This is a genomic window from Acidobacteriota bacterium (assembly GCA_034211275.1).
Classification (GTDB): domain Bacteria; phylum Acidobacteriota; class Thermoanaerobaculia; order Multivoradales; family JAHZIX01; genus JAGQSE01.
On the sequence record JAXHTF010000081.1, the window covers coordinates 1 to 26305 of the forward strand.

The window sequence follows — 26305 nt, forward strand, 5'->3', positions numbered from 1 at the left end:
CAAGAAGATCAGGAAGACGCCGAAGAATTGCACCGCCGAAACGAAGATCACCATCCCGGGGTGGGTCCACTGGGCGTCGCGGCCGTAACCGGTGGTGGTGATGGTCTCCGACGCCCATTCGAGGCTCCGCCAAAAAGACCGAGGCTCCCCCTCCAACTCCTTCATCCCCCACTGGTAGAGGAAGGTGGCGAGCAACAACGAAGCGAACAACCCGACGACCAGGAGCAAGAGGCGTTGCCATGGTTTTCCCATGGCCCGATTCTACCGGCCCGGCCCTCCCGGAAACCCACCCTTTCGGGGAGCTTGGCCTTGGTAGACTGAGTTCATGGATGCTCAGAGCATGGAAGTGCGGCTCGACAAATGGCTACAGGTGGCGCGGGTGTTCAAGACCCGCAGCCAGGCCACCAAAGCCTGCAACCTCAGCCGGGTGCGGGTCAACGGCGATATCGCCAAAGCCCACCGCCGCCTGTCCCTGGAGGACCGCATCGAGGTCCAGAAAGGGGATTGGCAGCAGATTCTGGTGGTCCGCGAGCTGCGCGACAAACCTCTGCCCAAGAAGGAAGCTCCCCGGCTCTACGAAGATCTGAGTCCGCCCAAACCGAAGCGGGACCCTCTGCAGCGCCTGCTGCGGGGAGTCCCGGTGCACCGGGAGCGCGGCGCCGGCCGGCCGACCAAAAAGCAGCGGCGGGAGATGGAGCGCTGGAAGAATCAGGATCCGAGCTGAGTCCCCCGTCCCTCCGACTCCCTCAGGCTGAAAAATCTGGACACGTCGCAAGAGGTCCCTCCCGGCGACAGCAGTCCAAGAAGTAGCGCGAAAGACTCGTGGATTACCGCTCGGGCGACTTTCGCCACTTCAGCCCGCGACCGACCTTCCTCCCGAAGAATGTCTAGATATTTAGACAGGAAATTGACGCCAGATGGACAGTTTGCGTAGACTTTTCCTGTGAGCACAACAGAGGAACCGATTCTTCATCCCATCGGGATCGTCAGCCGACGCACCGGGCTCAAGCCGGATCTCATCCGGGCTTGGGAACGACGCTATGAAGCGATTCAGCCCCAGCGCACCGAGGGCCGCCATCGCCTCTATGCCGAAGAGGACATCGAACGGCTCAAGATCCTCGGACGACTGACCGAGGCGGGTCATAGCATCGGGCGCATCGCCCACCTCGACGACGAGCAGCTGAGGGAGCTGGCGGTGGAAGAAGAGTTGCCCCTTCCCCATCCCGCCAGCAACGGGCAGGGGCCTTCGGCGACTCGCACGCCGAAGCACCATCTCGAGCAGTGCATGAAGGCCATCGAGAACTTGGACGGCACCGGGCTCGAATTTCAGCTGGAGCGTGCAGCGGTGGATCTGAGCCGCATCAAGCTCACCGAGGAACTGCTGGTTCCGCTGATGCAGGCCATCGGTGAACGCTGGCGCCGGGGCGAGCTCCGGCCCATGCACGAGCACCTGGCCACGGCGGCGGTGCGCTCCTTCATCGGCAGCCTCCACAGCGCCTACCGGGTCCCGTCCGGTGCCCCCCGGCTCATCGTCACCACCCCCGCCGGCCAGCTCCACGAGCTCGGCGCCCTGGTAGCCGCCTGTGCCGCTGCCGCCGAAGGCTGGCAGGTCACCTATCTCGGCCCCGACCTTCCCTGTGAAGAAATTGTCGCGGCCGCCCACCAGCGCAGGGCACGGGGAGTGCTCTTGAGCGTCGTCTTCCCGGCCGACGACTCCTTCGTCGGTGAAGAAATCGTCCGCATTCGCCGACATCTCGGGGACGACATCGCCATCCTCGTCGGTGGCCGGAGCGCCTCCGCCTACTTCGAATTCCTGGAACAGGCCGACGCCGCCCTCACCGAGACCTTGCCCGAGCTACGCCAGGAGCTGGTCAAGCTCCGCGCCCGTCCCGGCAGCGGTCCCCCACCGGAAGCACTTTCCTAGGACAGCTTGCCCTTCGGACAGCTTCACCCAACGAAGCGGGAAGCTAAGTCAGAAGACTCGACTGTGGTGACGGGAGGAGGGGAGGCCGGACGGGGGGAGAGTCGAGGCGGCGGCCGGTTCAACGACCGCCGGGGCTCTGGACGGGAACAAAGTCGCGACTGCGCTCGATGTAGTTCGTGATCTCTTGGATGAGACCCGCGGTGGCGATCTCACGCTCGGCGGCGTGCTGGAAGAGAACCAGCGCCGCCATGATCTCCGGCGACAGGTTCTGGCTGCGCAGGAGGAAGAGGATCTCTTCGGTCATCTCCCGCACCAGGCTGGCCTTGCCCTGGTTGACGTAGATCAGCGCCAGCTGCAAGGACAGGAGGGCGACATCGATGCCGATCCCCTGCTCCATGTAGATCTCCCGCGCCGCGAGGAAAGACTTCTCCGCCTCGTCCTCCTGATCGCGACTGAAGGCGATGTGGCCTTCGACGGTGCGAATGCGCGCGATGCTCAGGCGCTCACCGAGACGCTCCAGAGGAGCGCGCACCTGAGCCAGAGCATCCTCCGCCTCCTCGTTGCGGTCATCCAGATTGAGCTGGTGAGCGAGAGTGATCCACGCATTGAGCACCACCCGAGGCTCACGGCGAGGATCGAGCAAGTCCAAACCAGCGCGCAGAATTCGCGTCGCCTCGCCGTAGTCTCCGGCAGTACACAGTGCCAAGCGACCCAAGACCGCCGACCGTTGGAGCAACGTGCGCCCGAGCTGATGTTGATCTCCGGCCTGGGTGTAGACCTCGGTGATCTCTTCCAACAGGCGATCCGCCTCTTCGAACCGAGCCAGATCCTTATAAAGGGACGCCTTGAGGGAAAGTACCTCGGCCCGCTCGTAGGGATTCAGGGCGCCGCCGTCTTCCAACAGAAGGGTGGTCTTGGCGAAAGCCTCTTCCGACCCCCTCATGTCGCCGCGGATGCGCAGGGCGTTGGCGAGATAAGCCTGGGCCTTCAGCCGCAGGCTTCGAGGAAGGACAGAGCCGTAGTCGGTTACATCCAACCCCTCCGCCACCTCGAGGGCCAAGCGAGCACCCTCGAGAGCCTTGCTCGGGCTGTCGAACCACGACTCGCGGCTCTTCTCGAGCAGCATCTCGGCTAGCAGGTACGACTGAAAACGGGGATCCTTCTGGATCGTCGCAGAGCGCTCCTCCCGAGGAAGGACCAGCAGCTCCGCGTAGAGCATGGGCGCCGAAATCCGCTCTTCGAGCAGAGTATCTTCGCTACGCTGCAGGCGCTCCGAGACACGGCGAAAAGCGTCTTCGTAGGACTGAGAGTCCTCCGAAGATGAGAGCATCTCCTCACCTTCCGCTACGAGGGGTTCGGGACCCTCGGTGGATGCTGGAGCCGTGGCGTCTTCATCATTGGCGCCACTCGACGGCTCGAATGCCGCCGCGTCGGCTCCCACTGCAGAGGCCATCTTCGCAAGATCGACCCAGGGCAGCGCGAGCACCGCTCCAGCTTTATTTTTCTCGTCGCTCATCTTCCCGCTCCTACAGGGCTTGTCCAGGGAGGGCCGAAAACCAGCGAAACCTCGTCTGGCTTGGGGGAGCGCTTAGGCTTCACCAGAGTTTAACGCACCCTTAAAGAGAGTACAAGGATTATAGCGGAAGTCCGATGGCAAGGCACTACCATCGGACTTCATCACTGACCATCCCCTCTCAGAGAAGCCCGTTGGGGTCGATCATGGTGCCCACGCCGTCTCCCCCCGGAGGAGCTGGACCGGTAGTTCCCTGCCCCCCATCGTCGGTGCCACCACCGGTCGCCGAGTTCCCCCCGGCGTTGCCATGGCTCCCGGTAGCACCGAAGAGATTCTCCAGAAGATCCTGGAAAAGCTCCTCCATTCCCTGCCAGGGAAGCCAGCTCTCAATCACCGAGCTTCCCTCTTCTTCGACCACCGAAAACCAACCATCCGCCGACGCGGACACTGAGCCGATGACCAACAGGGCCAACGTCAGTGCCAAGCAGAACCTCTTGAACCTCATGGACTCCTCCTTCCTGGCAGAAAAAAAGCAGCGATAGCAGCTCGCTTCGATGGGTGGCTATGCTTCGCACGCCCACGAAGCTACCGGCATAGAGCCGAGGATTTTCCATTCGATCAAACTTTGGCGCTTGCTTCAAATAGACCTAGCAAAATATTTTTCTATTCTTCTGCCATATTTTTACCTATGATTGATTATTTCTTATACCATCGCGCAAATTAATCGTGACAACACCGATAGTCGCGACTAAAAAATCAGAATCGCATGAATTGCGCAATATCAGAAAAATCAATCGCCAGCCTCATCGCCAGCCTCCGAGCCGACCGGAAACAGACTCGATACCGGGGGCGTTTCACCCACAGCTCTTCTTAGGAGCGAGGAGCCCGGCTAGCTTATCGCACCGAGGCAAAACCCGGAGCTCGCCTAGGAGCCTGCTGAAAAAGTCAGCCGCAAGCGAGGGCGAGAAATTTTCGAGCAGAATCGAGGCGGAGAACCGCAGGCGATTCGAGAATCGTCGAGGTTCGACAACGAAGATTCGGCCGAAAAGAGCCGTCCGGAGCGCGGCGCGAGTTTCTCAGCAGGCTCCTAGAAGCGAACCTTCTCCAGAGACGACAGGAGCGTACCGCTGGCGGGGTCGTACACCGACACGATGAGGTCCTGCCGGCCCTTGCGCAGCTTGATGCTGTGGGTGTAGCGCAGCTCTTGTTCTGCAGGAATCTCTTGCGGCGAGGTCAGCTGCAACGGAATCACCGGAACCTCGGACCGACCGCCGTCCTCATCCACCGCGGCGATGCGTAGCTCGACCTGGGCGGCGTAGCCGTCCTGATAGGGCAGAACGGCGATCTGACCGGCCTGGAAGCTCACCACCATGGGAACTTCGACCTTGCCCCGCCCCGCCCGTTCCGGTTTGCCGAAGGTGACGCCCAGGGGCTCCATGCTCGGCGCATTGCCGAAAAGCAAGGAGCTCTCCACCATCATGGTCACCTCGGTGGTGCGGGAGAGATCCTGGAAGCTCTCTCGCGCCCGCACTTTCAGGCCCTTGGTGGCCATCTTGACCTGGATGTCGTGGACGGCGTCATCCCCTTGCCGAGTCGGGGTGAAACCGAGCCAATAGTAGGAACGAGTATCCTCCACCACCTTCGGCAGACTGTCCAAAGCCCGAGCGTTGAGCATCGCCTGACCGCCGGTCTCCCGAGCCAGGAAGCCGAGGGCGAAGTGGTGTTCCTGCTCCCGGTCGAAGCTCGGGCCGGTACCGACCCCGACATTCTCTCCCTCCGTCACCCCGACGCCGAGACCGGGATCCTCCGAGTCCGTGAAGCTCACCTGCTGCCCCGGCACGTCCACCGGATAGAGGGTGTAACCGAGACGATTGGCGGTGTCGGTGAGCTCCCGGAAGAGATCTGCACCCCCCTGGATGGTGCGGTCGAAGGTGAGCTCCGGGGAACCCGCCGCGACATAGTCGGTGGGCTGGAAGGGCCAGCCGCCGGAGAGCACCAGCATCACCTTGCGGCCAGGGGGCGAGGCAAAGCTGCGCAGAGTGGCGGAAGCCGCCTCCACGGAGCGCCGCACCTGCTCTTCCAGACGCCGGGCGTAGTATTCCTCTTCGATGTCCAGCTGGTTGGAACGACGAGTGGTGAAGAGCCGCTGGGGGTCGCGGGCGGAGGTGTCGGCGCGGAAGTTGCGGAACTCCGCCAGCCGCTTGAGCCCCTCGGCATTGCGCCGGGTAGCCTGCTTGAGAGCCCGCTCCAGCTCCCGCGAATTGCTGCTCCAAGAGGAGAGCATCTCCAACCGCTTGCCGTCGAAGGCCACCAAAGCCATGCGGTCGTCGGGGCCCAACAGCGGCAGATCCTCGCGCAGAGCATCGAGTACCTCGTTGCGATCCCGGGCGATGGAGAAGAAGTCGTCGATGAAGACCAGGTAGCTGGTCCCCACCGGCTCGCCGGCGGTGAGGGACGGCAGCCCGGCGGTGGACGTCCCCTCCTGAGCACGGGTGACGGTACCGCCGGAGATCTCGGTGAAGAACTCCACCGGCACCTCTTCACCGTCCACCAGAATGCGGAAATCTTCCGGCGTCAGGCCGGAGACGCGCAGACCTTGTTTGTCGGTGACCACTACTTCCAGGTTGACCACCCGGACATCGATGATCTCGCCGAACACCCCCGGCAGAGCTTCCTGAGCGGCGGCGGGAGCGGCCACTCCCAGCAGCGCGACACTCCAGGCCAGCAAAGCGAGGGCGGGAATCAGAACCTTATTCAGTCTCATTGGTTGTTCTCCTTGGTTAGCGGAGCCCCGGTAGACGGGCCTTGCCGCTCTCATCACCCCATCTCACCCTTCCATCCAAGCTTTCTAGGGAGCAAGATCGATTCCAAGCCGGAAAGCCTCGGATCGGCAGCCGAACACCGCTTCCAGCCTCCCGGCACCGTCCTCGTCACAGGACAGTCTGTCGCCTCGAGCCGGCGAAATCAACCGGATCCGCTCCGCCGGGCCTCATCAACCAGCATCGTCCTCGAAGCTCCAACCGTGCTCCGCCGGCTCCAGCCCGTCGAGAAAACCCTCCGCTTGCTCCAGGATCTCCTGCCGCTGCTCCTCCGACCACCGGCGCCAGGTGCCCAACAGCGCCGACATACGTGGATTCTTCGCCACCAAGTCCCGATGCCGAGCGATGAAGCGCCAGAACAACGAGTTGAACGGGCAGGCATTCTCTCCCGTGCGCTCCTTGACCCGGTAGCGACAGTCGCCGCAATAGTTGCTCATGCGATCGATGTACGCGCCGGAAGCGGCGTAGGGCTTGGTGGTGAAGCTGGGGTCGGCGTACAGCGCCATGCCGTGGACGTTGGGCAACTCCACCCATTCGTAGGCGTCGACGAAGGCCGCCCAAAACCAATGGGAGAGCTGGATCGGCTCCACCCCCGCCAGCAGCGCGAAGTTGCCCAACACCATGAGCCGCTGGATGTGATGGGCGTAGCCGGTCTCCAACACCGCCCGGGCACTGTCCTCCAGGCAGCGCATGTCGGTCCGCTCGGGTTGCCAGTAGAACGCCGGCAGCAGCCGCGAAGCCTGCAAATGGTTGGCCTCCCGCAGCTCCGGCATGCGCCGCCAATACAGCCCCCGGAGAAATTCCCGCCATCCGATGATCTGCCGCACGAAGCCCTCGGCGCTGGCCAGCGGCAACCGCCCCTCCCGATACGCCCCCACCGTTCGCTCCACGACCTCCCGCGGCAAGACCAAACCGAGATTCAGGGCCGGCGAGAGCCGCGAGTGCCACAGGAAGCGCTCGCCGTGCACCATGGCGTCCTGATAGGGGCCAAAGCCCTCGCCTCGCAGCTCCAAGAAGTGATCCAGCTCTGCCAGCGCCTGCTCCCGGGTCACCGGCCAGTCAAAGCCGTCCACCTCGCCCCAATGGCCCGGCCACTCCCGAACCCGTGCCATGATCTCGCGGGTCAGATCGTCGGGCTCGTAGCGTGGAAGGTCCGGCGGCGACTCGTCCGGCGGCGGCTGCCGGTTCTCCTGGTCGAAGGACCAACGGCCGCCTTCGGGTTCGTCCCCGTCCATCAGCCAGCCTTCCCGCTGCCGCATGAAGCGGTAGAAAGAGTCCATCCGAAAGGAGCTCCCCTGCTCCTCCGCCCACGCCTCGAACTCCTCTCGGCGGAGCAGGAAGTGGCCGCCCTCGCCACCGTCCGGCCGCAGATCCAGCTCCGCTCCCAGCTCTCCCGACTCCGCCGCCGCCTCCAGCGAGCGCTGCAAGCCCCACTCCCGCGGCTGCAACGCCACCACCCGCTCTGCTCCCCGCGCCTCCACGTGCCGGCGAATCCCCTCCCCATAGGTTGGGGTGTGAACTACCTCGACGTCGTAGCCCTCCGCCTCCAGCTCTCGCGCGAAATGATGCAGCGCCGACAGCACCAACACCAGCTTCTGCCGGTGGTACGGCAACGCTTGCCCCTTCGCCACCGACTCCACCAACACCACGCTCCCCGCCGCCGGATCGTCCGGAACGCAGGCTAAGTCGCGATGCAAATCCCAAGGTCCGACGAAGAAGGCGGTGGGAATCGATTGGGCAGCCATGTCAAGAGCTTAGTCGCCGCCTCCATCCCCCCGAAACCTGCCCCAGGTCTCCACCCCCTACCCGAATCACATCGACGGGAGCACACAGGCCTTCTGTGGTCCCCTACCCGAATCACAGAGCGAGCTGCAGAGCACCCGCCGGCTCACCGCGGAGGTGGAAAAAGACGCATCTGCTGCGGCCCGCCCTGGACCAGCTTCGACGCCGTCACCCCCAATAGGCGCACTGGCCGCTGGGGTGCTTCGGTGCGGCGCAGCAGGTGCCGGGCTGCCGCGGCCAGTACGTCCGGGTCCCGGCTCGCCGCCGGCAGCGTCAGAGCCCGGGTCAGGGTGGTGAAGTCGCCGTAGCGCACCTTCAGCGTCACCGTCCAAGCGGTGAGATCTCGCCGCGCGAGTCCCTGGGCCACCTCTTCCGCCAGTCGATCCACCTCCGCCTCCATCGCCTCCACCTGCGCCAGATCCTTGCGGAAAGTGTTCTCCGAGCCCAGGCTCTTGCGCACTCGATGGGGCTGAACCGGGCGCAGATCGATGCCCCGGGAGAAACGAAACAGGCCTTCGCCATGGCGCCCAAAGCGGGCCATCAGCGTGTCCAGGTCCAACGCTCGCAGATCCGCTACCGTCGACACCCCCAGCTCTGCCAGCGACTCCTCCGTTGCCGGCCCCACTCCTTGCAGGCGCCGCACCGGCAGCGGCCCCAAAAACTCCTCCACCCGATGCGGCGGAATGACCGTCAGGCCGTCGGGCTTGTTGAAGTCGGAGGCGATCTTCGCCACCAGGCGGTTGGGCCCCACCCCCACGCTGACAGTGAGCCGCCGCTCATCCCGCACCCGCTGGCGGATCTCATTAGCCAACTCCGTCGCCGAACCATGATCCGGCCATTGCTCTGTGACGTCGAGATAGGCCTCGTCCAAGGATACTGTCTGGACCACCGGGGTGAAGTCTCGATAGATGGCGAAGATGAGCTCCGACTCGCGCCGGTAGCGGGGGAAATCCGCCCGAAGGAAGATCGCCTGGGGGCACAGCTGGCGCGCCCGCGCCGCGGGCATCGCGGAATGGACTCCGAAGCGCCGGGCCTCGTAACTCGCCGCCGCCACCACTCCACGGCCCTCCGGGCTGCCACCGATGAGCACCGGTTTGCCAGCCAGGGACGGATCGTCCCGCACGTGCACCGCCGCATAGAAGCAGTCCATGTCGCAGTGCAAGATGCGCCGCGCGAACGCCGGATCTGCAGCTCGCTCCTGCTCCGAGGATTCGGGCTCGGAGGACTCCAAGTTCTCGGATGGCTCTCGAGGCGCGGGCGCCTTGGACCTGGTCGGGCCTTGAGACATGCCCCGATGATATCGAGATCCGGTAATGAGATGCCGGATCCGCAGCGATCAATCCGACAAGCCGCCCTCGGTCTGACGCCGGGCGTCGAGCACCTCCTCCAGCTCGTCCGCCGGCAGCACCTTCCGCTCCTGAGCCAGCTCTCGAACCGTGCGGCCGGTGGCGAAGGCTTCCTTGGCAATGGCAGCGGCGGGATCGTAGCCGATCTTGGGCGCCAAGGCAGTGACCATGGCCAGGCTCTTCTCCACCATCTCGCGACAGCGCTCGCGGTCCGCCTCGATGCCCTCGACGCACTTCTCCGCCAGCATCTTGCTACCGTTGCCGAGGATCTCGATGGACTGCAGCAGGTTATAGGCGATGACCGGCATCATCACATTGAGCTCGAAGTTACCGGCGGCACCGGCCCACGCGATGGTGGCGTCGTTGCCTATCACCTGCGCGGCGAGCATCAGCACCGACTCCGGAATCACCGGATTGATCTTTCCGGGCATGATGGAGCTGCCGGGCTGCAGGCTGGGGATGGTGATCTCCGCCAGACCGCAGCGAGGGCCCGAGGACAACCAGCGGATGTCGTTGGCGATTTTGGTCAGGGAGACGGCGAGGGTCTTGAGCTGGCCGGAGATCTCCACCGCCGCATCCTTCGCCGCCAGGGCCTCGAAGCGGTTGGGAGCGCCGCGGAATGGATAACCGCTGGACTCCGCCAGCCGCCGAATCGCTCCCTCGGCAAAGCCCTGGGGAGCGTTGAGCCCCGTACCTACGGCGGTACCGCCCAAGGCCAGCTCCGCCAGCCGCGGCTGAGAGCCCTCGAGGCGCGCCAGAGCGTTTCGCACCTGCTGAGCGTAGCCGCCGAACTCCTGCCCCAGACGCACCGGAACGGCGTCCGCCAGGTGAGTCCGGCCAATCTTCACCACGTCGTCGAAGGCCTTCGCCTTGGCCTCCAAAGCCTCCGCCAGCTGCACGAGGCTCGGCTTGAGATTCTCCTCCAAGGCCGTGTAGGCGGAAACATGGATCGCCGTCGGGATGGTGTCATTGCTCGACTGACTGGCGTTGACGTGGTCGTTGGGATGCACCGGCGTCTTGCTACCCACCTCGCCGCCAAGAATCTCGATGGCCCGGTTGGCGATCACCTCGTTGGTGTTCATATTGGTCGAGGTGCCGGAGCCGGTCTGGAAAATATCCAGCGGAAAATCGCCGTCGTGCTTCCCGTCGATCACCTCTCCGGCAGCCTGCACGATGGCATCGGCGACCTCCTGAGAGATCACCCCCAGCTCCAGATTGGTCTGCGCCGCCGCCTGCTTGATCCGCCCCATGGCAGCGATGAAAGGGCGCGGAAAGCGCAGTCCGCTCACCGGAAAGTTGCGCCGGGCCCGCTCGGTCTGGGCGCCGTAATATCCGTCCGCTGGCACCTCGATGTCGCCGAGGCTGTCCTTCTCGGTGCGGGTCTTATTTGCAGGTGTATCCATGGTCGTTGACTCCTGATGACGATGCAAAAGCCGGCCGATGCCGGCGGGAGTTTTGCTGGGCAAGTCGATGCGAAGGCCCCGGTAAAATACCCGAAGAGCAGTCCTTCGGAGCGGCTCCGCCTGAAATGGTATCGAAGGGTTCACGCAGGCGCCAGGGACTGACTCTTCTGCGCCCCCTCTTGACGATCCACCGGTGAACCTGACAAACCTTGCCCATGCTCACAGCCAGATCGCAGGTGCAGCCTCGTCCGGTCTTGCTCCGCAGCCTCGCTCCGGTCCTCGGCCTGCTGTACCTCGTGCTCATGGTGCTGGTGATCCCTGCCTGGGCCGCCATCGCCTGGACGGATCCAATCCACCGTCTGCTCACGGGAGCTGCGGCTCTCAGCTGGGTACTACACGCATGGGGATTGGCGAAGATCATCCAGCATCATCGGCCTTCAAACGCTTCTGAGACAGCCACCAGCACAGCCCCCCTAGCGCCTGTTCGCCTTCGCACAGCCGCTAGCCTCTACGGTGTTCTCCTTTGGACTCCCACCCTGGTGGCCCACTTAGTGGCACTCGCTGGCGCCGGTCTGTCGGCGAGCGAGCTAACCCAGATCGGCCTGAAAGCCGGAGGGGGCCTCCTGGCGCTGGCCTGCGCCCTTGCAGTTCTAGCCGCCTTGACACCCGACAAATCGCTTTTCGCTCTTGGTTGCTTGGTGGCTCTGGGGAGTTGGGGAGGGATACGCTGGATTGTCCTCGCGGTCTTTCGCCATCGCTGGGGCGCCGAGCTGGGAGAGCATCTCTTCGTCTCATGGCTCGCCTTCGTTCTCCTGATGCTGGCCATCACCATGAGCCTCTGCCTCGTCTTTCTCTACAGAGGCCAGGCCCGGGGGCGAGCCCTAGGGCTCACCGGCCTCTTCCTGCTCATCGTGATGGTGGTGGTCGTAGTCTGGACCGGTGGTCTGTTCTGGCTTGGACCAGGTCACCCCTCGCCACCGTCGATTCAGCTCCACCCACCCTCTCAAACCCTCGACCTCTCGACACCCGAAGGTACTCTTCGAGTCGAGCCCGAGATTGGCTACCGCCCAAACAAGACCTTCTATCGGCTGCTTCATACTCAGGTTCGCCTGGACGGCATCGACGGAAGCTCCTGGAACCTTACCCAAATCCACGAGAAGGGCTCCACCGAAGGCCCCACCCTCGGTTTCTATCCGGCGATGAAAGAGGCCCTGACCGACGTTCCAGCAGCCGTAAAGTTCGCCGACCTCGTGATCCTCGAGCCCCCACGGGCCGCAGCCTCCCACCTGCGCCTGCTGACCGAGGACACCTTTCTTCTCGGCAAACCACCGCTGAAAGTACGAGTCCAGGGCCGGAGCCTAGTCGAGGAACGCCAGCTTCGATGGCTGGGAGTCCTTTCCGCCGCGGGTAGCTCGAGGATCCAAGAGAGGGAGCTGTGGGCTCAGCTCTCAAGTGCCCCATCTTCCAGCACACCCCAGATCGTGGCGCAATCCCTTCACAGCGGCAACGAAAAGTGCCAACCAGTCTTCTTGCTCCTCAAGCCTGGGGGAGAGCCTCAGGAGCGGATCGATGTCGAGTCCGAGCTCGTCCAGAACACCGCTCACAACCTCCCTCTTCCTCTCCCCTACCCGAGTATCATCCGTAAGTCCCTTTCACTGGCTCCGCCTGGCTCACTGCCCGCTAGGAACCTCCAATTTGGAGTCATCGAGAGCTGTGCAGTCGCTCGACGCCTGGCCCGATTGACGGACCAGGCCTACACAATCAGACCCACGCCATGATTCATAACGGCTCGTAGTCCTCCGGCTTTCCGCCCCCCAACCGAATGACAGGGCAGTTGGCCAAATAGCAGACAACGAGCCAGATGTAGCTACTTTCCGCCATCAATTCCAGACCTAGAAGCCCATTTTCCACCAAGAGCTAGCGCGGTATGGCGGCTACTCCAAGCGAGCCTCGAGCCAACAGCCTGCCTACCCAGATCCGCGGACACACCCTCCCTCACTCCGAGGACCAAGCTTCAACATTCAGCGTCTAGATATCGATCTCAACCAAGCCGACTCAGGCATCAAGGTGGCCGCATCACGGGCTCGGCTGGCACGAAGGGCAAACCCGGAGGAAAGCAGCCCGGCGGGAACATCACCTTCCCCTCACCGCTGCGAAGAGCCTTCGAAGCTGCTCGATAGGCTTCGAGAAAGAGTCGATAGGCTTCGGTGAGTTCCTTTCTCACCCGCTGACGAACAGCATGGAAGCGCGAAACCGGTCGACGCTCCATCACCTTCGGCCGGTGATGAGGATGCATGGCCTTCACCGCCGCCGCCCCCTTGGGCCACGAGCCAGCTCGAAGACGCTCCGCACGCCCAACCTCTTCGATGTCTGCAATGAGCCGAGCAACGCGCACTCCCCGTTCCTCGGCCGAGAGATGATCCCAGCATGGCAAAGGCTTTAGGGTAAGCGCTTCGACAGTCTCGTAAGTCTCTGAATCCAAGGGTGGTCGACCGCGGCAAGCGTGGTACTCAGCAGTTCGGTCCCGCCAGACACCTTCTAAAGGCTTCCCCTCCAGCAAGGCCTTCGCACCATGCACTCCCGGCCAATCGAGAGGGCTCTCGACCAGGCCTTCCTTGACCCCCTGCGACAAGACATAGCGCAGGCGTTCGACTTGGGCTTCTTCCTCTTCACTGACCTCACGGCAGCGATAGGGCGTCGGGAAGATCCCGCCGGGCCAGTCGTAGAGCCTTCCAATCTCCCGAGCGATCTTGGAAGTGAAATGGCCCATGAAGCCAGAGAGCGCTTCCTGATCCGCTGGGCGAAGCAACAAGTGCCCGTGGTTGCTGAGGAACGCTGGACACACCACGCCCACGGGATAGAGCTCGGCCGCTCGAGCGAGGGCGCCGACGATGATGGCGTTCAGCTCATCGGATGGTTTGAGGAGATAGCGCCCCTGGACGGTCCGCAGAGTGACCTCGACCAGGGGACACCGGGGCGAAAGATACCGGGGTGAATTTCCCATAGTACCTACGAGGACGGAAAAGACCGGCTCCATCTGTCACGCTGGGAGATTCCGTGGATGAAAACCATGGGGCTTCACTTCAGGCCCTGCTACTGAGCCCCCTTTGCTAATCGGGTAGGGCTTCTGGGAGAGGCCCGAGCGAGACAGCCACGGAGGGGGGCAAAGAAGCCGCGGCGCAACTCCTTAATAAATAGAGCCATTTGAACTTGCGCACTAGAAAGAAAAATCCGTCGAACCTCGTTCCTCGGCGGACCATCGAACTCACTTCATCTTGGGAGGATCGAGAACATGAGGAAAACAGCATTCACCCTTCTAGCACTCACCATCCTGGCTTGTTGCCTGCCCGCCCTGGCCCAGGGCCCCGAACCCGCACGAGGCCTCATCACCGTCGGCGAGGAAATCAGCCTGACGCTCGAATCCGAAGGTCTGGATAGAACCATCTCCGATCAGTCGCTGCTCGTCTGGCACGAGGAGATCAGCCTGCCCGGGGCCAGCTATATCGCGCCCCACTTCAGCTACTTCAACCTACCGGATGGCGCCGAGCTCATCGTCCGCTCCCCCGACGGCTCCCGCTCATGGAGCTTCACCGGCTATGGCAAGGCCGAAGCTCTCCTCAAGGATGGTTTCTGGGGCATCCACATCCCCGGCGACACGGCGGTCCTCGAGCTCTACTCCTCCGTGGCCGTGCCCGAGGGCGCCGTCATCATGGATCGCTTCGCCCACGGCTATCCCGACGCCGAAGCCCTCATCGCCTCACAACCCTTCCCCGACGACGCGGGCAATGAAGCCATCTGCGGCAGCGACGACTCCGAGCGTGCCCAGTGTGCCCAGAGCGGACATCCAACCATCTACAGCAAGTCTCGCGCCGTCGCCCGCCTGCTGATCAACGGAACTGGCGGCTGCACCGGCTGGTTGGTGGGTAGCCAGGGTCATCTAGTGACCAACAATCACTGCATCGGCAACTCCTCCGACGCCCTCAACACCGACTACGAGTTCATGGCTGAAGGCTCCTGCAGCACTTTCTGCGAGAGCTTCGGCGCATGCCCGGGCACCGTCGTCGCCACAAGCGCCACCTTCATCAAGACCGACGTCGGCCTCGACTACACACTGGTCCGGCTGCCCACCAACCCCACCGGCACCTACGGCTACCTCCAGATGAGGAATAGCCTGCCCAACCTCAACGAGCGCATCTACATCCCCGGTCACCCCGGCGCCTGGGGCAAGCGCATCTCCATCGACTCGACCCACTCGTCCAATCCGTTGGGCTATTGTGAGATCGACAGCCTGTCCGAGCCCGCCTGCACCGGCGGCAGCGTCAACGACATCGGCTACTTCTGCGACACCCGAGGCGGCAGCTCCGGCTCGCCGGTCATCGCCACCGCCGACCACTGCGTCGTTTCCCTGCATCACTGCGCCTACTGCGAGAACCGGGGCACCCGGACGCCGAATATCATCAGCGACCTAGGCTCCAGTCTGCCGAGCAACGCGGTTTGCCCTTCCTGCACCTCTCCACCGACGACACCGGGGAGCATCGTCGGCCCGAGCTCGCTCTGCCCTGGAGCCGTCGGCTTCTACTCTGCCAGCGCCTCCACCGGCGCCGACTCCTATCGATGGGAATTGGTCGGAACGAGTTGGGCCAGAAACACCTCAAGCCCTCAAACCTCGCTGGTTCCGGTCTATCCGCAGGGTTACTACACGCTCCGAGTCCGCGCCTACAACAACTGCGGATCGAGCTCCTGGCGAACGAGGACGATCTACATCAAATCCAACTCGGATCCCACGTGTGGCGATTGCCTGATCGTTCCCTGTGAGGAGCCCATCTCGGAGTAGACCACGACCTCGAGAACTGCCTTCACAAAGAGCCCCCGGCGACAGCCTTGTTGCCGGGGCCTTTTCAGATCTGTGATTCGGGTAGGGTGTTCCGAGCAGAGGGGCTCGGGCATCCGTGTGATTCGGGTAGGGTGTCTCAGGAAAGGCCTATTTCCGCCGCTCCAACACCGCCAGCAGCGCCGGCACCACCGTAATCGCCACCACCGCCGTGGTCAGCGCCCCCAGTACCGCCACATAGCCCGTCGTCCGCAGCCCTGGGTAGTGAGAGAGGGAGAACGACCCGAAACCCACGATGGTCGAGAGCGCAGCGGCGGTGATCGCCTTCGCCGTTTCCTGCAGCCCTTCTTCCAGATTGCGGTCCGCCCGGCGCCGGATCTCCCGGTAGCGGTGGATCATGTGCAGACCGTAGTCCACGCCGATGCCGATGATCATCGTGCTGACGAAGATGTTCATGAAATTCGCGTCCAGCCCCACCGCTGCCATGATTCCCAGCATCCACAGGATCCCCACCGCCAGCGGCGTCAGGCTCAACACCGTGAAACCCACCCTACGGAAGTCCAGGAAGATCAGGAAAGCCACCAGCACGAAGCCCGCGATCCCGGCGATATAGGCGTCCCGGAGCACCAGTTGCCGCACTCGCTGGTTGACCACGTTGGTACCCGCCACCGCGGCCCCCGGACCCAACTCCTCCGCCAATCCCACTACCGACGGCGGAGGCTCCCGGCGCCAGCGGTTGTCCGGCGGAAAGACCCGCACGATGCTCTTCCAGCCGTCCTCGGTCCGCCGCATGTACTGCCCGAGCAATCGCTGGCCCTGCGCCGACTCACCGATCTCCTCCACCGTGATCGGCCGGTCTCGCTCCAGCGCCCGCGCCAGCAGCTCCAAGCCCTCCTCGAAGGCCTCGGCGCGGATGCCTTCTTCCGCCGCCGCCTGGCGGAAGGTCGCCGCCACCGACTCGCCGCCGATGCCCCGGGACCGCTGTTCCGCGAGCCAATCCAACGACCGGCGCTGTCGCTCCGGCGGTGGAATCACCGAAGTCACCGCTCGAAACCCTTGCAGCTCGCCGCCGGCCACCAGCTCTTCCGCTCCCTGAGCCGCCCGGGCCGTGAAGGCCAGCGCCTCCTCGCTGGTCGGCGCCTCCAAAACCAACATGGTGAAGTCGAAGCCAGAGCCGAAATGCTCCGCCACCTCCTCCGCCCCTTCGAGGCCACGGTTCCCCTGGGGGCGCATGGTGGTCATGCTTTCCTCGAACTCCAGCCCCCGCACCCACCAGGCGGTGAGAGCCGTGATCACTAGCCCCAGGGCCAGCACCGTCCGAGGATGACGCAACGAGAGCCCCACCACCCGGTCGGTGCCGAAGCTGTGGAGGTAGAGGTTGGGGACGCTCCGGCGTCGGCGGTGGCGGTGCTCACTCCACGCCAGCAGTGCCGGCAGCAGCAGCAGCACCGCCAACATGCAAAAGACGATCCCGGTACCGGTTAGCAGGCCCATCTGCCGCAGGCCGGGGAAATCTGTCAGCAGGAAGGCTCCGAAGGTCGCGGCGGTGGTCAGGGCGCCCACCACCACCGCCCGCCCCGAAGACCCGGACATCTCCGCCAGCGCTTCCGCCGGCTCCCGGCCACGGCGCCGTTCCTCCACATATCGGCCGTAGGACACGATGACGAAATCGATCCCCAAGCCGATGAGCAAGGCCGCCACACCGCTGGTGGCATGGCTCAGGGCACCCACCGTGGCGCCGGCGAAACCAAAGGTCAGCACCAGCCCGGTACCCAACGGCAGCATGGCGTAGAGCAGTGCGCTGGGCCGGCGAAACGCAATATAGAAGAGCAGCATGACTCCCAGCAGAGAGCTGGTGACGTTGCGAATCATGTCGCTCTGCAGGAAACGGTCGTCGTCCAGAGCGGTGAGATAAGAGCCGCCGTAGACCATCTCCGGCACCGGTTCCCCGGTAGCCTCGGCCCACTCCTCACCAACGCTCTGGGACCGCTCCTCGATCACCGCCATCATGGCCCGGTTCTTCTTCAGGTCCTGGGGGCGGTGCGCGGGTTTGGCGAGGATCAGCAGCATGCGTTGATCCCGGCTGAGATAGAAGCCGCTGGTCCAATCCACCTGCAGGTTGCCGCGGGTGCTCTCCACCTCGTCCAGCAGGATCGAAGCGATTCCCAGCGGGTCGAGCTTGAGCAGGTCCTTGGCCGCCAGCGCCTGGGGCGTTCCCAGCTGGCGGCGGAGCTCCTGCACCCGCCGCCGAATGCCCTCTTCTTCCAGCCGCGCACCGAGCTGCTGGCGCCCGGCATCGTCCAGGAAGAGGACGGCCCCCGGGAGGAACTGCCGCACCAACTCCTGGGGCTGCTCGATGCGGTACTCCACGCTGGTCAGGGCGTCTACCTGCTGTAGCTCCCGTGCCAACCGTTCGGCGTAATCCTTGTAGGCGTCTACCGGCGCTCCCTCGGGGATGCGCACGCCGACGAGCAGGTTCTCGAAGGAACCGAACTCTTCCAGCGTCTCTCGAAAGGTCGAGAGCACCGGATCCTCCTGGGGCAGCAGATTGAGGACGTCGGTGTCGAAGCGGATACGGGACGCCGACACCACCGCCAGCACCGCCGCGACGCCGAAGGCGACGAAGATCACCCGATAGTGGTTGTTGGCCAGCTGGGCCAGCCAACGCAACAAGGTCAGTCGACGCATCTCAGGCGGAGGTCTGGGGAGGGCGGTTCCCTGCGTTCCACACGAAGCGCCGAAAGCGGGCGAAGTAGTCGATACCCGAGTACAGGCTGATGATCAGCGCCAGCCAGAGGAAGATCGGCGCCAAGTGTTGGAATTCACCGAGCTTGTTGTAGACGATGAGCAGAGCGATGGCGGCGATCTGGGTCACCGTCTTGACCTTGCCCAACATGCTCGCTGGAATCACCATCTGCTCCGAGGCCGCGAAGCTGCGCAGAGCGCCGACGGCGAACTCGCGGCTGATGATGGTCACGACGATCCACGCCGGCGTCGCTTCCGGATTCATCTCCACCAGCGAGATGAAGGCGGCGGAGGTCAACATCTTGTCCGCCGCCGGATCCAGTAGCTTGCCCAGGCGGGTGACCTGACGGTTGCGGCGGGCCAAGAAGCCGTCCAAAAAGTCGGTGAGGGCCGCCAATAGGAAGAGTCCCAATCCCACGAATTCTTTCTCGGGGAACTTGGTCAGCAGCACCACCACCAGGATGGGCACCAACAGGATGCGGAGCAGAGTCAGCAGATTCGGAAGATTGATCATCTCGAGCTTTGGAGCGGGAGGGGTAGGTTGGAGGAGTGCGCCGCCGGTCGAGGCGGCAAGAGTTTTCGAGGCGAGGCCCCCAGGACGGCCTTCAGGGTTTCTGTCCCGGCGGACTGGTGGTGAAGATCAGCTGGTTACCCTCTCCCTCCACCACGTAGATCTTGGGGCCCGGCACCCCTGGCGGCCGCGCCCCCAAAATCTGGACCGCTTCGTCCTCCCCCGAGTACAGGGCCAGCACCCGCCGGACATAGTTGAGGGTCTCGGTGTAGGGCGGCACGCCGCCGTGGCGCTGCACCGCCGTCGGACCTGCATTGTAGGCTGCCAGAGCCAGCTGTAAATCGCCAAATCGGTCGAGCATCCGTCGCAGGTAGAGGGTCCCGCCGCGCAGGTTCTCTTCCGGATCGAAGGCGTCTTCCACTGCCAGCTCCCGAGCCGTCTCGGGCATCAGCTGCATCAGCCCCTGGGCGCCCTTGTGGGAGAGCGCCCGCGGATTGTATCCGGACTCCACCTGCACCACCGCCTGGACCAGCCGCTGGCTCAGCCGGTGATCCGTAGCGTAGCGCTCGATGGCCCGCGCCAACCGCGCATCCGGCACCGGCAACAGCCGTACCGCCAGCCGTCGGCTGCGCTGGGAAGATGTCTCGTTGTAGATGAACGGCACACCGTCTTCACCGATGCGCACCTTCACTTCTGCCGTTGCCGCCGAGGGCAATGCCAGAGGCAGCAGAGAGACCGCCAGCAGCGTGCAAAGCAGGTTGCGCACCATAAGGCCTAGGAGTGTACCAGCTCCGCCGCGAAAGCTGGGTCAATCCCCCACTTCCAGCTGCTGACGAATCTCTTCCCGGGCCGCATCCAGGGCCTCCGGGAGCTTGTCCGCATCCTTGCCGCCGGCCTGGGCAAAGTCCGGGCGGCCACCTCCGCCCCCCCCCACCACTTGGGCTGCCGCCTTCACCACCTTGCCGGCGTGGACGCGCCCCACCAGGTCCTCGCTCACCGCCGCCAAGAGCATCACCTTCCCGGGCTGGGCGGCCCCCAGCACCACCACTCCGCTTCCCTGCTTGGAACGCAGCGAATCGGCCATGTTCCGTAGCTCCGGCACCGGCGCGAAGGGGACCTCCTGAAGGTTCACCGCCACCCCTGCGACCTCCTCTGCGCCACCGCCGCCGGCACCAGCACCGGAGACCAGCTGGAGGCGCATTTTGGCCAGCTCCGCGTCCCGCTCCTTGAGCTGCGCCCGCAACGTCTCGACCCGCGCCGGAATCTCCGCCGCCGGCGCCCCCAAGGCTTCCTCCACCGACGCCAGCACCGCCCCCTGCTCACGCACCCGTTCCAGAGCGCCGGCACCGGTCACTGCTTCGATGCGCCGAACGCCGGAGGCGATACCCTGTTCGGCGGTGATCAAGAAGGGGCCGATGGCGCCGGTGTTGGCCACGTGGCAGCCGCCACACAGCTCGAGGCTCCGAAGCCCCTCCCCGGGCACCGCCACCGTGCGCACCACGTCGCCATATTTCTCGCCGAAGAGAGCCATGGCCCCCGCCGCTACCGCTTCCTGGTAGCTCTGCTCCTCGATGCGCGTGGGCTGGGCCTCCAGCACCCAATGGTTGACCAAGTCCTCGATGCGCCGGCGCTCTTCGTCGCTCACCGGGCGCGGATAGGTGAAATCGAAGCGCAGGCGGTCCGGCGCCACCAGCGAGCCTGCCTGGCGCACGGAAGTGCCGAGGACCTCGCGGAGCGCCGCGTGCAGCAGGTGGGTGGCGGTGTGGTTGCGCTCGACACTGTGACGGCGCGGGGAGTCCACGTGCAGCGAAACCTGCTGGCCTGCTTGCAGCTGCCCCTCCAGCACCGTCACCAGATGGAAGATGACCCCGGAGTTGTTCTTGCGCGTGTCCGTGACCCGGGCGCGGCCTCCGTCCCACCGAAGCTCCCCGACGTCACCGACCTGCCCACCACCTTCGGCGTAGAAGACCGTGCGATCCAGCACCACCGCTCCTTCAGTGGCGTCGCCTTCTTTCCCAGACAGAGCCGTGGCCGCCACCGCCTGGTCGGCGGTCAGCCGGGCCAGACGTAGAACTTTCGCCTGGTCCAGCTCGGTACATCCATAGCCGTCGAAGGCCGTCGCGGTCACTTCCTCGCCGCCCCCCTCCTGGCTACCGGTGAGCACCTGCTGCAGCTGCTGCAGCCGCCGCTGCCCTTCGCCGGTGGCTGCCCGGGAGCGTTTGCGCTGCTGCTCAAGCTCTTCCTCGAAGCCCTGACGGTCGACGGTGAAGCGTTCTTCCTCGGCGATCTCCTCGATCACCTCCAAGGGCATGCCGTGGGTGTCGTAGAGCTGGAAGACCTGGGCGCCGGAAAGCTGAGCCAGTCCCTGTTCCCGCGCCGCTTCGATCTCCTCCTGCAGCTGGCGGGCGCCGGAGGCGACGGTACCGAGGAACTTTTCTTCTTCCGCCCGCACCGTGGCGACGGTGGCCTCCTGAGTGGCGGCGAGCTCGTCGTAGGCGCCCCCCAGGGTCTCCTCCACCACCGGCACCAGGCGGTGCAGGAAGGGCTCCTCCAGCCCCAGTCGAAGACCGTGGCGCAGCGCTCGGCGCAGAATCCGCCGCAGCACGTAGCCTCGCCCCTCGTTGCCCGGAATGACGCCGTCGGCAAGCAGGAAAGTCACCGCCCGCAGATGGTCGGCGATCACTCGCAGCGAGGTGTCGGGGGCGCTACCCGCGCCTTCGAAGCGAGCCCCGTAGGAGGTACCGGCAAGGGTGGCGGCAGCCTCCAGCACCGGCCGGAAGAGATCCGTCTCGTAATTCGAGCCCACCCTCTGGAGCACCGAAGCCAGGCGCTCCAACCCGGCGCCGGTGTCGATGGAAGGGTTGGGCAGCGGCGTCAGGCTGCCGTCCTCCCGGCGCTCGCTCTCCATGAAGACCAGATTCCAGATCTCCAGATAACGGCCGGAAGCGTCTCCCTCCTGCCAGTCCACCAGCGGCTTGTCGGGATCGGTGTCGACAAAAATCTCGCTGCACGGCCCGCAGGGGCCTACTTCCCCCATGGACCAGAAATTGTCCTTGGCGCCACAGCGCAGAATGCGCTCCGGCGGCAGGTCGGAAATCCGCCCCCAGAGGTCATGGGCCTCGTCGTCGGTCTCGAAGACGGTGGCGAAGAGGTGTTCCTTCGGAAGCTGCCAAACCCCCGTCACCAACTCCCAGGCGAAGGCGATGGCCTCCTCCTTGAAATAGTCGCCGAAGGAGAAGTTGCCCAACATCTCGAAGAAGGTGTGGTGGCGGCGGCTGGGGCCCACATTCTCCAGATCGTTGTGCTTCCCCGAGACCCGCAGACATTTCTGCGAGCTCGCCGCTCGCGGCGCCTCCGCTGCCTCGGCCCCCAAGAAAACATTCTTGAACGGAACCATGCCGGCGTTGGTGAACAGCAGGGTGGCGTCCCCGTGGGGCACCAGCGGAGCGCTGGGGAAGACCCGGTGATCACGCTGGGCAAAATAGTCGAGGAAGCTTTGACGAATTTCACGGCTCTTCATGAAGGAATCCTCTATCGGCAAGGCTCGCGGCCAGTTCCTGCGCCCCATTCCCAGGCCCTACCCGAATCACAGAAGCGGCGTAAGCAACCTAGGCAGGAAAGGTGTGGGCGGATAAATCTCAGCGCTCGACGGCCGGATCATCACCGCGCAAGTCGGAGTTCAGCGCATCGAGAGCGGAAAAGATAGCACGGGGAGAAAAGCCCTTGCGCTCCAGATGGCGGGCCACGGAGGCTTTGTCGCGACGCCGCCCGCGGGTGTAGCGGCGGCCAGCCTCCAGAGCTGCCTCCCGATCGTCCTCGGCGAGAATCTCGTCGAGCACCGCCCGCGCCACCTCCTGGTCCGCCCCCCGGCGCCCCAGATCCGCTTCCAATCGCCGCCGCCCCACGGGCCCCCGCCGTAGTTTCTGCTCGACGAAGCTACGCACCGCCGACTCCTCGTCGAGGTACCGCAACTCCACCATCCGCGCCACCGTCGCCTCCACCGCCTCCGGCTCGAAGCCTTTGGCGCCAAGCTTCTGCTCCAGCTCCCGGCGAAAATGCGGCCGCCGGGTGAGCAGTTTCAGGGCTCTCTCAGTGCAGGGATCAGCCACGACGGAACCTCAGCTTCGAGGAAAGGGGGACGAGCGCGCAGCGAGGGGATGTGCGATGGACGACCTTGCCGCCGCTCAGCGTGCACCAGATCGTCGCAGCGCAGGAGCGAAGCGCGAAGACGTACAGACCGTACGCCGTACGAGATGAGTCGACGAGCGCGCAGCGAGGGGATGTGCGATGGACGGCGGATCAAGTCTCTAATTCGAACGTATCCGAACCCATCAAATCGTTGTCGTGCCCTATCTCCAACGACGACTCCATCTCCTCCCGGGCCACGTCGGCGGTGAACTGCACGCCCTCCACCTTGAGGCGGAACTCGTCCGGGTTGGTGGCCCGGCGCAGGGCCTCTTCAAGGGTGATGAGGCCGCTCTTGTAGAGCATGTAGAGCGACTGGTCGAAAGTCTGCATGCCGTATTGGCTGGTGCCCAGGGCGATTTGCTCGCGGATGAACTTGGTCTTTTCCTTGGCCTCGATGCACTCGCGAATATACGGCGTGGAGATCATCACTTCGGTGCCCGGCACACGGCCGATGCCGTCCGCCCGCGGCACCAGGCGCAGAGAGATCACCGCCTTGAGCACCTGCCCCAGCTGGATGCGGATCTGCTTCTGGTGGTGGGGCGGGAAGACGGAAATGATGCGGTTGACCGTTTCCGTGGCGTCCAGGGTGTGCAGGGTGGAGAACACCAAGTGACCGGTTTCCGCTGCCAGCAGAGCGGTCTCGATGGTCTCGTAATCGCGCATCTCACCGACCAGGATGACGTCCGGGTCCTGGCGCAGGGCGGCGCGTAGAGCGCCGGCGAAGCCGCGGGTGTCGACGTCGATCTCGCGCTGATTCACCAGCGACTTCTTGTCCCGGTGCAGGAACTCGATGGGATCCTCGACGGTGATGATGTGCTCGCTGCGGCCGGCGTTGATGTAGTCGATCATCGACGCCAGGGTGGTGGACTTGCCGGAACCGGTGGTCCCGGTGCACAGCACCAAGCCTCGGCGTTCTTCGCAGATGCGCTCCAGCACCGGCGGCAGCATCAGCTCGCGGATGGTCAGAATGCGCGCCGGGATGACGCGCAGCACCAGCCCGACGGCGCCGCGCTGCTGGAAGACGTTGACACGGAAGCGACCGAGACCGGGCACCGAATAGGCGATGTCGATCTCGTACTCTTCCTTGAAGCGCTGCTTCTGCCGCGCGTTCATCATGGAGAACGCCATCTGGATGGTGTCCTCCTGCATCAGCCGCTTCATATCCGAGAGCGGGAGGAGGTCGCCGTCGATGCGGCAAACCGGGTGACTGCCCACCTTCAGGTGGACATCCGATGCCTTGCGCTCGATGGCGATCTTGAGCAGATCGTTGATGTTCATTTTCTTCCTCCTCCCGGTCCGATGACGAACCGGAGCGGCTCCTCAGCGGGAGCGTTCCGTCGAGGGACGGCTCAGACCGCCGCTCCGGCGGGCACCCGATGGAGCCAACCGTGGCGATCCTCCACCCGGCCGGTGGCGACGCCCAAATACTCTTCCGACAGACGCTGGGTAATGGGCCCCGGACGGCCGGTTCCCACCGTGATGTGGTCCACCGAGCGGATCGGCGTCACCTCCGCAGCGGTGCCGCAGAAGAAGAGCTCGTCGCAGGTGTAGAGCATCTCCCGAGGAATCACTCGCTCCTTGACCTCGAAGCCCAGATCCTGAGCCAGCTGGAAAATGGAGTCGCGGGTGATGCCCGGCAGTACCGAAGCCGCCAGCGGCGGCGTGTAGAGCTCACCGTTCATCACCAGGAAGAGATTCTCACCGGAACCTTCGCTGACGTTGCCGTCGACGCCGAGAGCGATGCCCTCGGTGAAGCCGTTGGCCATCGCCTCCATCTTGATCAGCTGCGAGCTCAGATAGTTGCCGGTAGCCTTGGCCAGCGACGGGAAGGTGCTGCCGGCGGCGCGGCGCCAGCTGGAGACGCAGACGTCGACACCGTTGGTCAGAGCCTCCTCGCCGAGGTAAGCGCCCCAGGGCCAGACGGCGATGGCCACATCCACCGGGCAATTCCCCGGGTAGACCCCCAGGGTCCCCAGGCCTCGGTAGACGATGGGCCGAATGTAGCAGCCGTTGTACTCGTTGGCAGCGATGGTCTGGAAGGTAGCCTCGGTGAGGTCTTCGAGGGAGAAAGGAATCTCGGAACGGTAGATCTTGGCGGAAGCCTGGAGGCGGCGCAGATGCTCCGGCAGGCGGAAAATGGCCGGGCCGTCGGGGGTGTCGTAGCAGCGAATGCCCTCGAAAACGCCGGAGCCGTAGTGCAGACCGTGGCTCAACACATGCACGGTTGCCTTCTCGTACTCCACCATCTCACCATTCATCCAAATCCAACGAACACTGGAGAAGGGATCGTTCTTGGGCATTGGATCAACTCCTTTCAGACAAGTCAGGAACGTACTCGATGGTAGCCCCTGAGAATTGGGGTGTCAACGCACAGCAGGCTCCACCGGGAGCCGCTCAATCTAGTTGTAACAAGGCCAGAGAAGCCACCGCGACGGCCGCGGTTTCGACTCGCAAAACCCGCTCTCCGAGACCCCGGGGAAGACACCCCGCGGCCTCCAAAGCAGCCGTCTCGGCGTCGGTCCAGCCGCCTTCCGGTCCAATGGCGAAGGCGGCGGCGTCAGTAGCTTCGGGCATTCTCGGCAGCCCCTGGGAAGAGGCTTCCGGATGCAGGTAAAAGCGATGGGGGCAACCCTCCAGGAGGGACCCCAATCGGTCCAAGGCAAATGGGCCGGCGAGCTGGGGGAGCCGCGCTCCGTGACATTGTTCCAGCGCCGCCACCGCCACCCGCCGCAGTCGTTCCAGCCCGCCGTCTCCCATCTCCCGCGGGCTCCGCTCGGCATTGAGCCAAAAAATCTCCGCCACCCCCAGCTCCGTGGCTTTCTCCACCAGCCACGACGCCCGGGTAGATCGCGGCGGCGCGACCAGCAGCCGCACCCGGCGGCGAGGATCCCGGGCGGGCAGATCCGGGCCGAGCTCGACCCGAGCGCTCCGTCGCCCGATCTCCACCACCTCGCCGCTGCGGGCTTGCCCCTCGCCATCCACCAACCGCAGCTCGGCACCGCGGGCCAGACGGCGAGAACGGAAGAGATGCCGGTAGCTGTCGCCGGCTACCTCCAAAGACTGCCGAGTCAGCTCCCCGGGAGGAACCACCAGGGTGATCACCAGGTTTTCTCTCCCGGCCCGTCGGAGCTGGCACCGCCGGACTCGGTCTCGGCCCGGCGCCGGTAGCGGCACCGCAAGGCGATCCACTCCCCAGCCCGGAGGCGATCCGTCTCTTCGAAACCCAGCTCTTCGAGACGTCGG

At 64.5% G+C, this 26305-nt stretch carries 21 protein-coding genes; 5 read left to right on the forward strand and 16 right to left on the reverse strand.

Translation table 11 applies throughout. The annotated features are described in order from the left end of the window. Positions 1–252, reverse strand: a 252-nt coding sequence (locus SX243_13640) for a TrkA family potassium uptake protein (GenBank protein MDY7094005.1), incomplete at its 3' end; no start/stop codon positions are given. A 73-nt stretch (positions 253–325) separates the two neighbouring features. On the opposite strand from SX243_13640, the gene SX243_13645 reads away from it, so the two are divergent. Together SX243_13645 and SX243_13650 are read left to right on the forward strand one after the other, a co-directional pair. After that, positions 326–724: a S4 domain-containing protein gene (locus SX243_13645; GenBank protein ID MDY7094006.1), complete on the forward strand. Its 399-nt coding sequence runs from the start codon at positions 326–328 to the stop codon at positions 722–724. Between the two features lie 219 nt (positions 725–943). Next, the gene (locus tag SX243_13650) at positions 944–1924 is read left to right on the forward strand and encodes a MerR family transcriptional regulator (protein ID MDY7094007.1); all 981 of its coding nucleotides are present in this window, start codon (positions 944–946) and stop codon (positions 1922–1924) included. A gap of 118 nt (positions 1925–2042) precedes the next feature. On the opposite strand, the gene SX243_13655 is transcribed toward SX243_13650, so the two are convergent. From SX243_13655 to SX243_13680, 6 genes are all read right to left on the reverse strand, one after another. Continuing rightward, entirely contained in the window at positions 2043–3440 is a 1398-nt protein-coding gene (locus SX243_13655; protein ID MDY7094008.1) for a hypothetical protein, read from the reverse strand. Positions 3441–3618: 178 nt separating this feature from the next. Further along, positions 3619–3942 (reverse strand): hypothetical protein, encoded by a 324-nt coding sequence (locus SX243_13660; protein ID MDY7094009.1) that lies wholly within the window; start codon positions 3940–3942, stop codon positions 3619–3621. Between the two features lie 582 nt (positions 3943–4524). Then, positions 4525–6201 carry a VWA domain-containing protein gene (locus SX243_13665; GenBank protein ID MDY7094010.1) on the reverse strand — a complete coding sequence of 559 codons (1677 nt, stop codon included), beginning with the start codon at positions 6199–6201 and terminating at the stop codon, positions 4525–4527. Between the two features lie 228 nt (positions 6202–6429). Further along, positions 6430–8001 (reverse strand): cryptochrome/photolyase family protein, encoded by a 1572-nt coding sequence (locus tag SX243_13670; protein MDY7094011.1) that lies wholly within the window; start codon positions 7999–8001, stop codon positions 6430–6432. A 143-nt stretch (positions 8002–8144) separates the two neighbouring features. Next, positions 8145–9269 (reverse strand): DNA polymerase IV, encoded by a 1125-nt coding sequence (gene dinB, locus SX243_13675; GenBank protein MDY7094012.1) that lies wholly within the window; start codon positions 9267–9269, stop codon positions 8145–8147. Positions 9270–9374: 105 nt separating this feature from the next. After that, positions 9375–10787, reverse strand: coding sequence for a class II fumarate hydratase (locus tag SX243_13680; GenBank protein ID MDY7094013.1), 1413 nt, complete (start codon positions 10785–10787; stop codon positions 9375–9377). 539 nt (positions 10788–11326) lie between these two features. Between SX243_13680 and SX243_13685 the strand changes: the two genes are divergently transcribed. After that, positions 11327–12565 carry a hypothetical protein gene (locus SX243_13685; protein ID MDY7094014.1) on the forward strand — a complete coding sequence of 413 codons (1239 nt, stop codon included), beginning with the start codon at positions 11327–11329 and terminating at the stop codon, positions 12563–12565. Positions 12566–12849: 284 nt separating this feature from the next. Here SX243_13685 and SX243_13690 read toward each other — a convergent pair whose 3' ends face one another. Further along, positions 12850–13557 (reverse strand): hypothetical protein, encoded by a 708-nt coding sequence (locus SX243_13690; GenBank protein MDY7094015.1) that lies wholly within the window; start codon positions 13555–13557, stop codon positions 12850–12852. Here SX243_13690 and SX243_13695 point away from each other — a divergent pair. Both SX243_13695 and SX243_13700 read left to right on the forward strand, forming a co-directional pair. Beyond that, positions 13549–13782, forward strand: coding sequence for a hypothetical protein (locus tag SX243_13695; GenBank protein ID MDY7094016.1), 234 nt, complete (start codon positions 13549–13551; stop codon positions 13780–13782). The two genes, SX243_13690 and SX243_13695, sit on opposite strands and share 9 nt — an antisense overlap. Positions 13783–14079: 297 nt before the next feature. Then, on the forward strand, positions 14080–15621 hold the full coding sequence (locus tag SX243_13700) for a trypsin-like peptidase domain-containing protein (protein MDY7094017.1): 1542 nt from the start codon (positions 14080–14082) through the stop codon (positions 15619–15621). A gap of 147 nt (positions 15622–15768) precedes the next feature. Here the strand turns inward: SX243_13700 and SX243_13705 are convergent, their stop codons facing one another. The 8 genes from SX243_13705 to SX243_13740 all read right to left on the reverse strand — a co-directional run bounded on the left by SX243_13705 (position 15769) and on the right by SX243_13740 (position 26164). Next, positions 15769–18306 (reverse strand): MMPL family transporter, encoded by a 2538-nt coding sequence (locus SX243_13705; GenBank protein MDY7094018.1) that lies wholly within the window; start codon positions 18304–18306, stop codon positions 15769–15771. A gap of 1 nt (position 18307) precedes the next feature. Beyond that, a complete protein-coding gene (pgsA, locus tag SX243_13710; GenBank protein MDY7094019.1) occupies positions 18308–18877 on the reverse strand; it encodes a CDP-diacylglycerol--glycerol-3-phosphate 3-phosphatidyltransferase in 570 nt (189 codons plus the stop codon). A gap of 91 nt (positions 18878–18968) precedes the next feature. After that, positions 18969–19643 carry a lytic transglycosylase domain-containing protein gene (locus SX243_13715; GenBank protein MDY7094020.1) on the reverse strand — a complete coding sequence of 225 codons (675 nt, stop codon included), beginning with the start codon at positions 19641–19643 and terminating at the stop codon, positions 18969–18971. Between the two features lie 39 nt (positions 19644–19682). Next, positions 19683–22394 carry an alanine--tRNA ligase gene (gene alaS, locus SX243_13720; GenBank protein ID MDY7094021.1) on the reverse strand — a complete coding sequence of 904 codons (2712 nt, stop codon included), beginning with the start codon at positions 22392–22394 and terminating at the stop codon, positions 19683–19685. A gap of 118 nt (positions 22395–22512) precedes the next feature. Further along, complete coding sequence (locus tag SX243_13725) at positions 22513–22983, reverse strand: regulatory protein RecX (GenBank protein ID MDY7094022.1); 471 nt, start codon at positions 22981–22983, stop codon at positions 22513–22515. A 190-nt stretch (positions 22984–23173) separates the two neighbouring features. Continuing rightward, the gene (locus tag SX243_13730; protein MDY7094023.1) at positions 23174–24340 is read right to left on the reverse strand and encodes a type IV pilus twitching motility protein PilT; all 1167 of its coding nucleotides are present in this window, start codon (positions 24338–24340) and stop codon (positions 23174–23176) included. Positions 24341–24411: 71 nt separating this feature from the next. Further along, the gene (locus SX243_13735; GenBank protein ID MDY7094024.1) at positions 24412–25362 is read right to left on the reverse strand and encodes a branched-chain amino acid transaminase; all 951 of its coding nucleotides are present in this window, start codon (positions 25360–25362) and stop codon (positions 24412–24414) included. Between the two features lie 94 nt (positions 25363–25456). Next, entirely contained in the window at positions 25457–26164 is a 708-nt protein-coding gene (locus SX243_13740; protein MDY7094025.1) for an RsmE family RNA methyltransferase, read from the reverse strand. Positions 26165–26305: the final 141 nt, after the last annotated feature.

Excerpts from the sequence above, each read along its gene's own strand:
- SX243_13645 (MDY7094006.1), top strand. The coding sequence starts at position 326 with ATGGATGCTCAGAGCATGGAAGTGCGGCTCGACAAATGGCTACAGGTG.
- SX243_13655 (MDY7094008.1), bottom strand. The coding sequence starts at position 3,440 with ATGAGCGACGAGAAAAATAAAGCTGGAGCGGTGCTCGCGCTGCCCTGG.
- SX243_13660 (MDY7094009.1), bottom strand. The coding sequence starts at position 3,942 with ATGAGGTTCAAGAGGTTCTGCTTGGCACTGACGTTGGCCCTGTTGGTC.
- SX243_13665 (MDY7094010.1), bottom strand. The coding sequence starts at position 6,201 with ATGAGACTGAATAAGGTTCTGATTCCCGCCCTCGCTTTGCTGGCCTGG.
- SX243_13670 (MDY7094011.1), bottom strand. The coding sequence starts at position 8,001 with ATGGCTGCCCAATCGATTCCCACCGCCTTCTTCGTCGGACCTTGGGAT.
- SX243_13680 (MDY7094013.1), bottom strand. The coding sequence starts at position 10,787 with ATGGATACACCTGCAAATAAGACCCGCACCGAGAAGGACAGCCTCGGC.
- SX243_13695 (MDY7094016.1), top strand. The coding sequence starts at position 13,549 with ATGGCCCATGAAGCCAGAGAGCGCTTCCTGATCCGCTGGGCGAAGCAA.
- SX243_13690 (MDY7094015.1), bottom strand. The coding sequence starts at position 13,557 with ATGGGCCATTTCACTTCCAAGATCGCTCGGGAGATTGGAAGGCTCTAC.
- SX243_13700 (MDY7094017.1), top strand. The coding sequence starts at position 14,080 with ATGAGGAAAACAGCATTCACCCTTCTAGCACTCACCATCCTGGCTTGT.
- SX243_13705 (MDY7094018.1), bottom strand. The coding sequence starts at position 18,306 with ATGCGTCGACTGACCTTGTTGCGTTGGCTGGCCCAGCTGGCCAACAAC.
- pgsA (MDY7094019.1), bottom strand. The coding sequence starts at position 18,877 with ATGATCAATCTTCCGAATCTGCTGACTCTGCTCCGCATCCTGTTGGTG.
- SX243_13715 (MDY7094020.1), bottom strand. The coding sequence starts at position 19,643 with ATGGTGCGCAACCTGCTTTGCACGCTGCTGGCGGTCTCTCTGCTGCCT.
- alaS (MDY7094021.1), bottom strand. The coding sequence starts at position 22,394 with ATGAAGAGCCGTGAAATTCGTCAAAGCTTCCTCGACTATTTTGCCCAG.
- SX243_13730 (MDY7094023.1), bottom strand. The coding sequence starts at position 24,340 with ATGAACATCAACGATCTGCTCAAGATCGCCATCGAGCGCAAGGCATCG.
- SX243_13735 (MDY7094024.1), bottom strand. The coding sequence starts at position 25,362 with ATGCCCAAGAACGATCCCTTCTCCAGTGTTCGTTGGATTTGGATGAAT.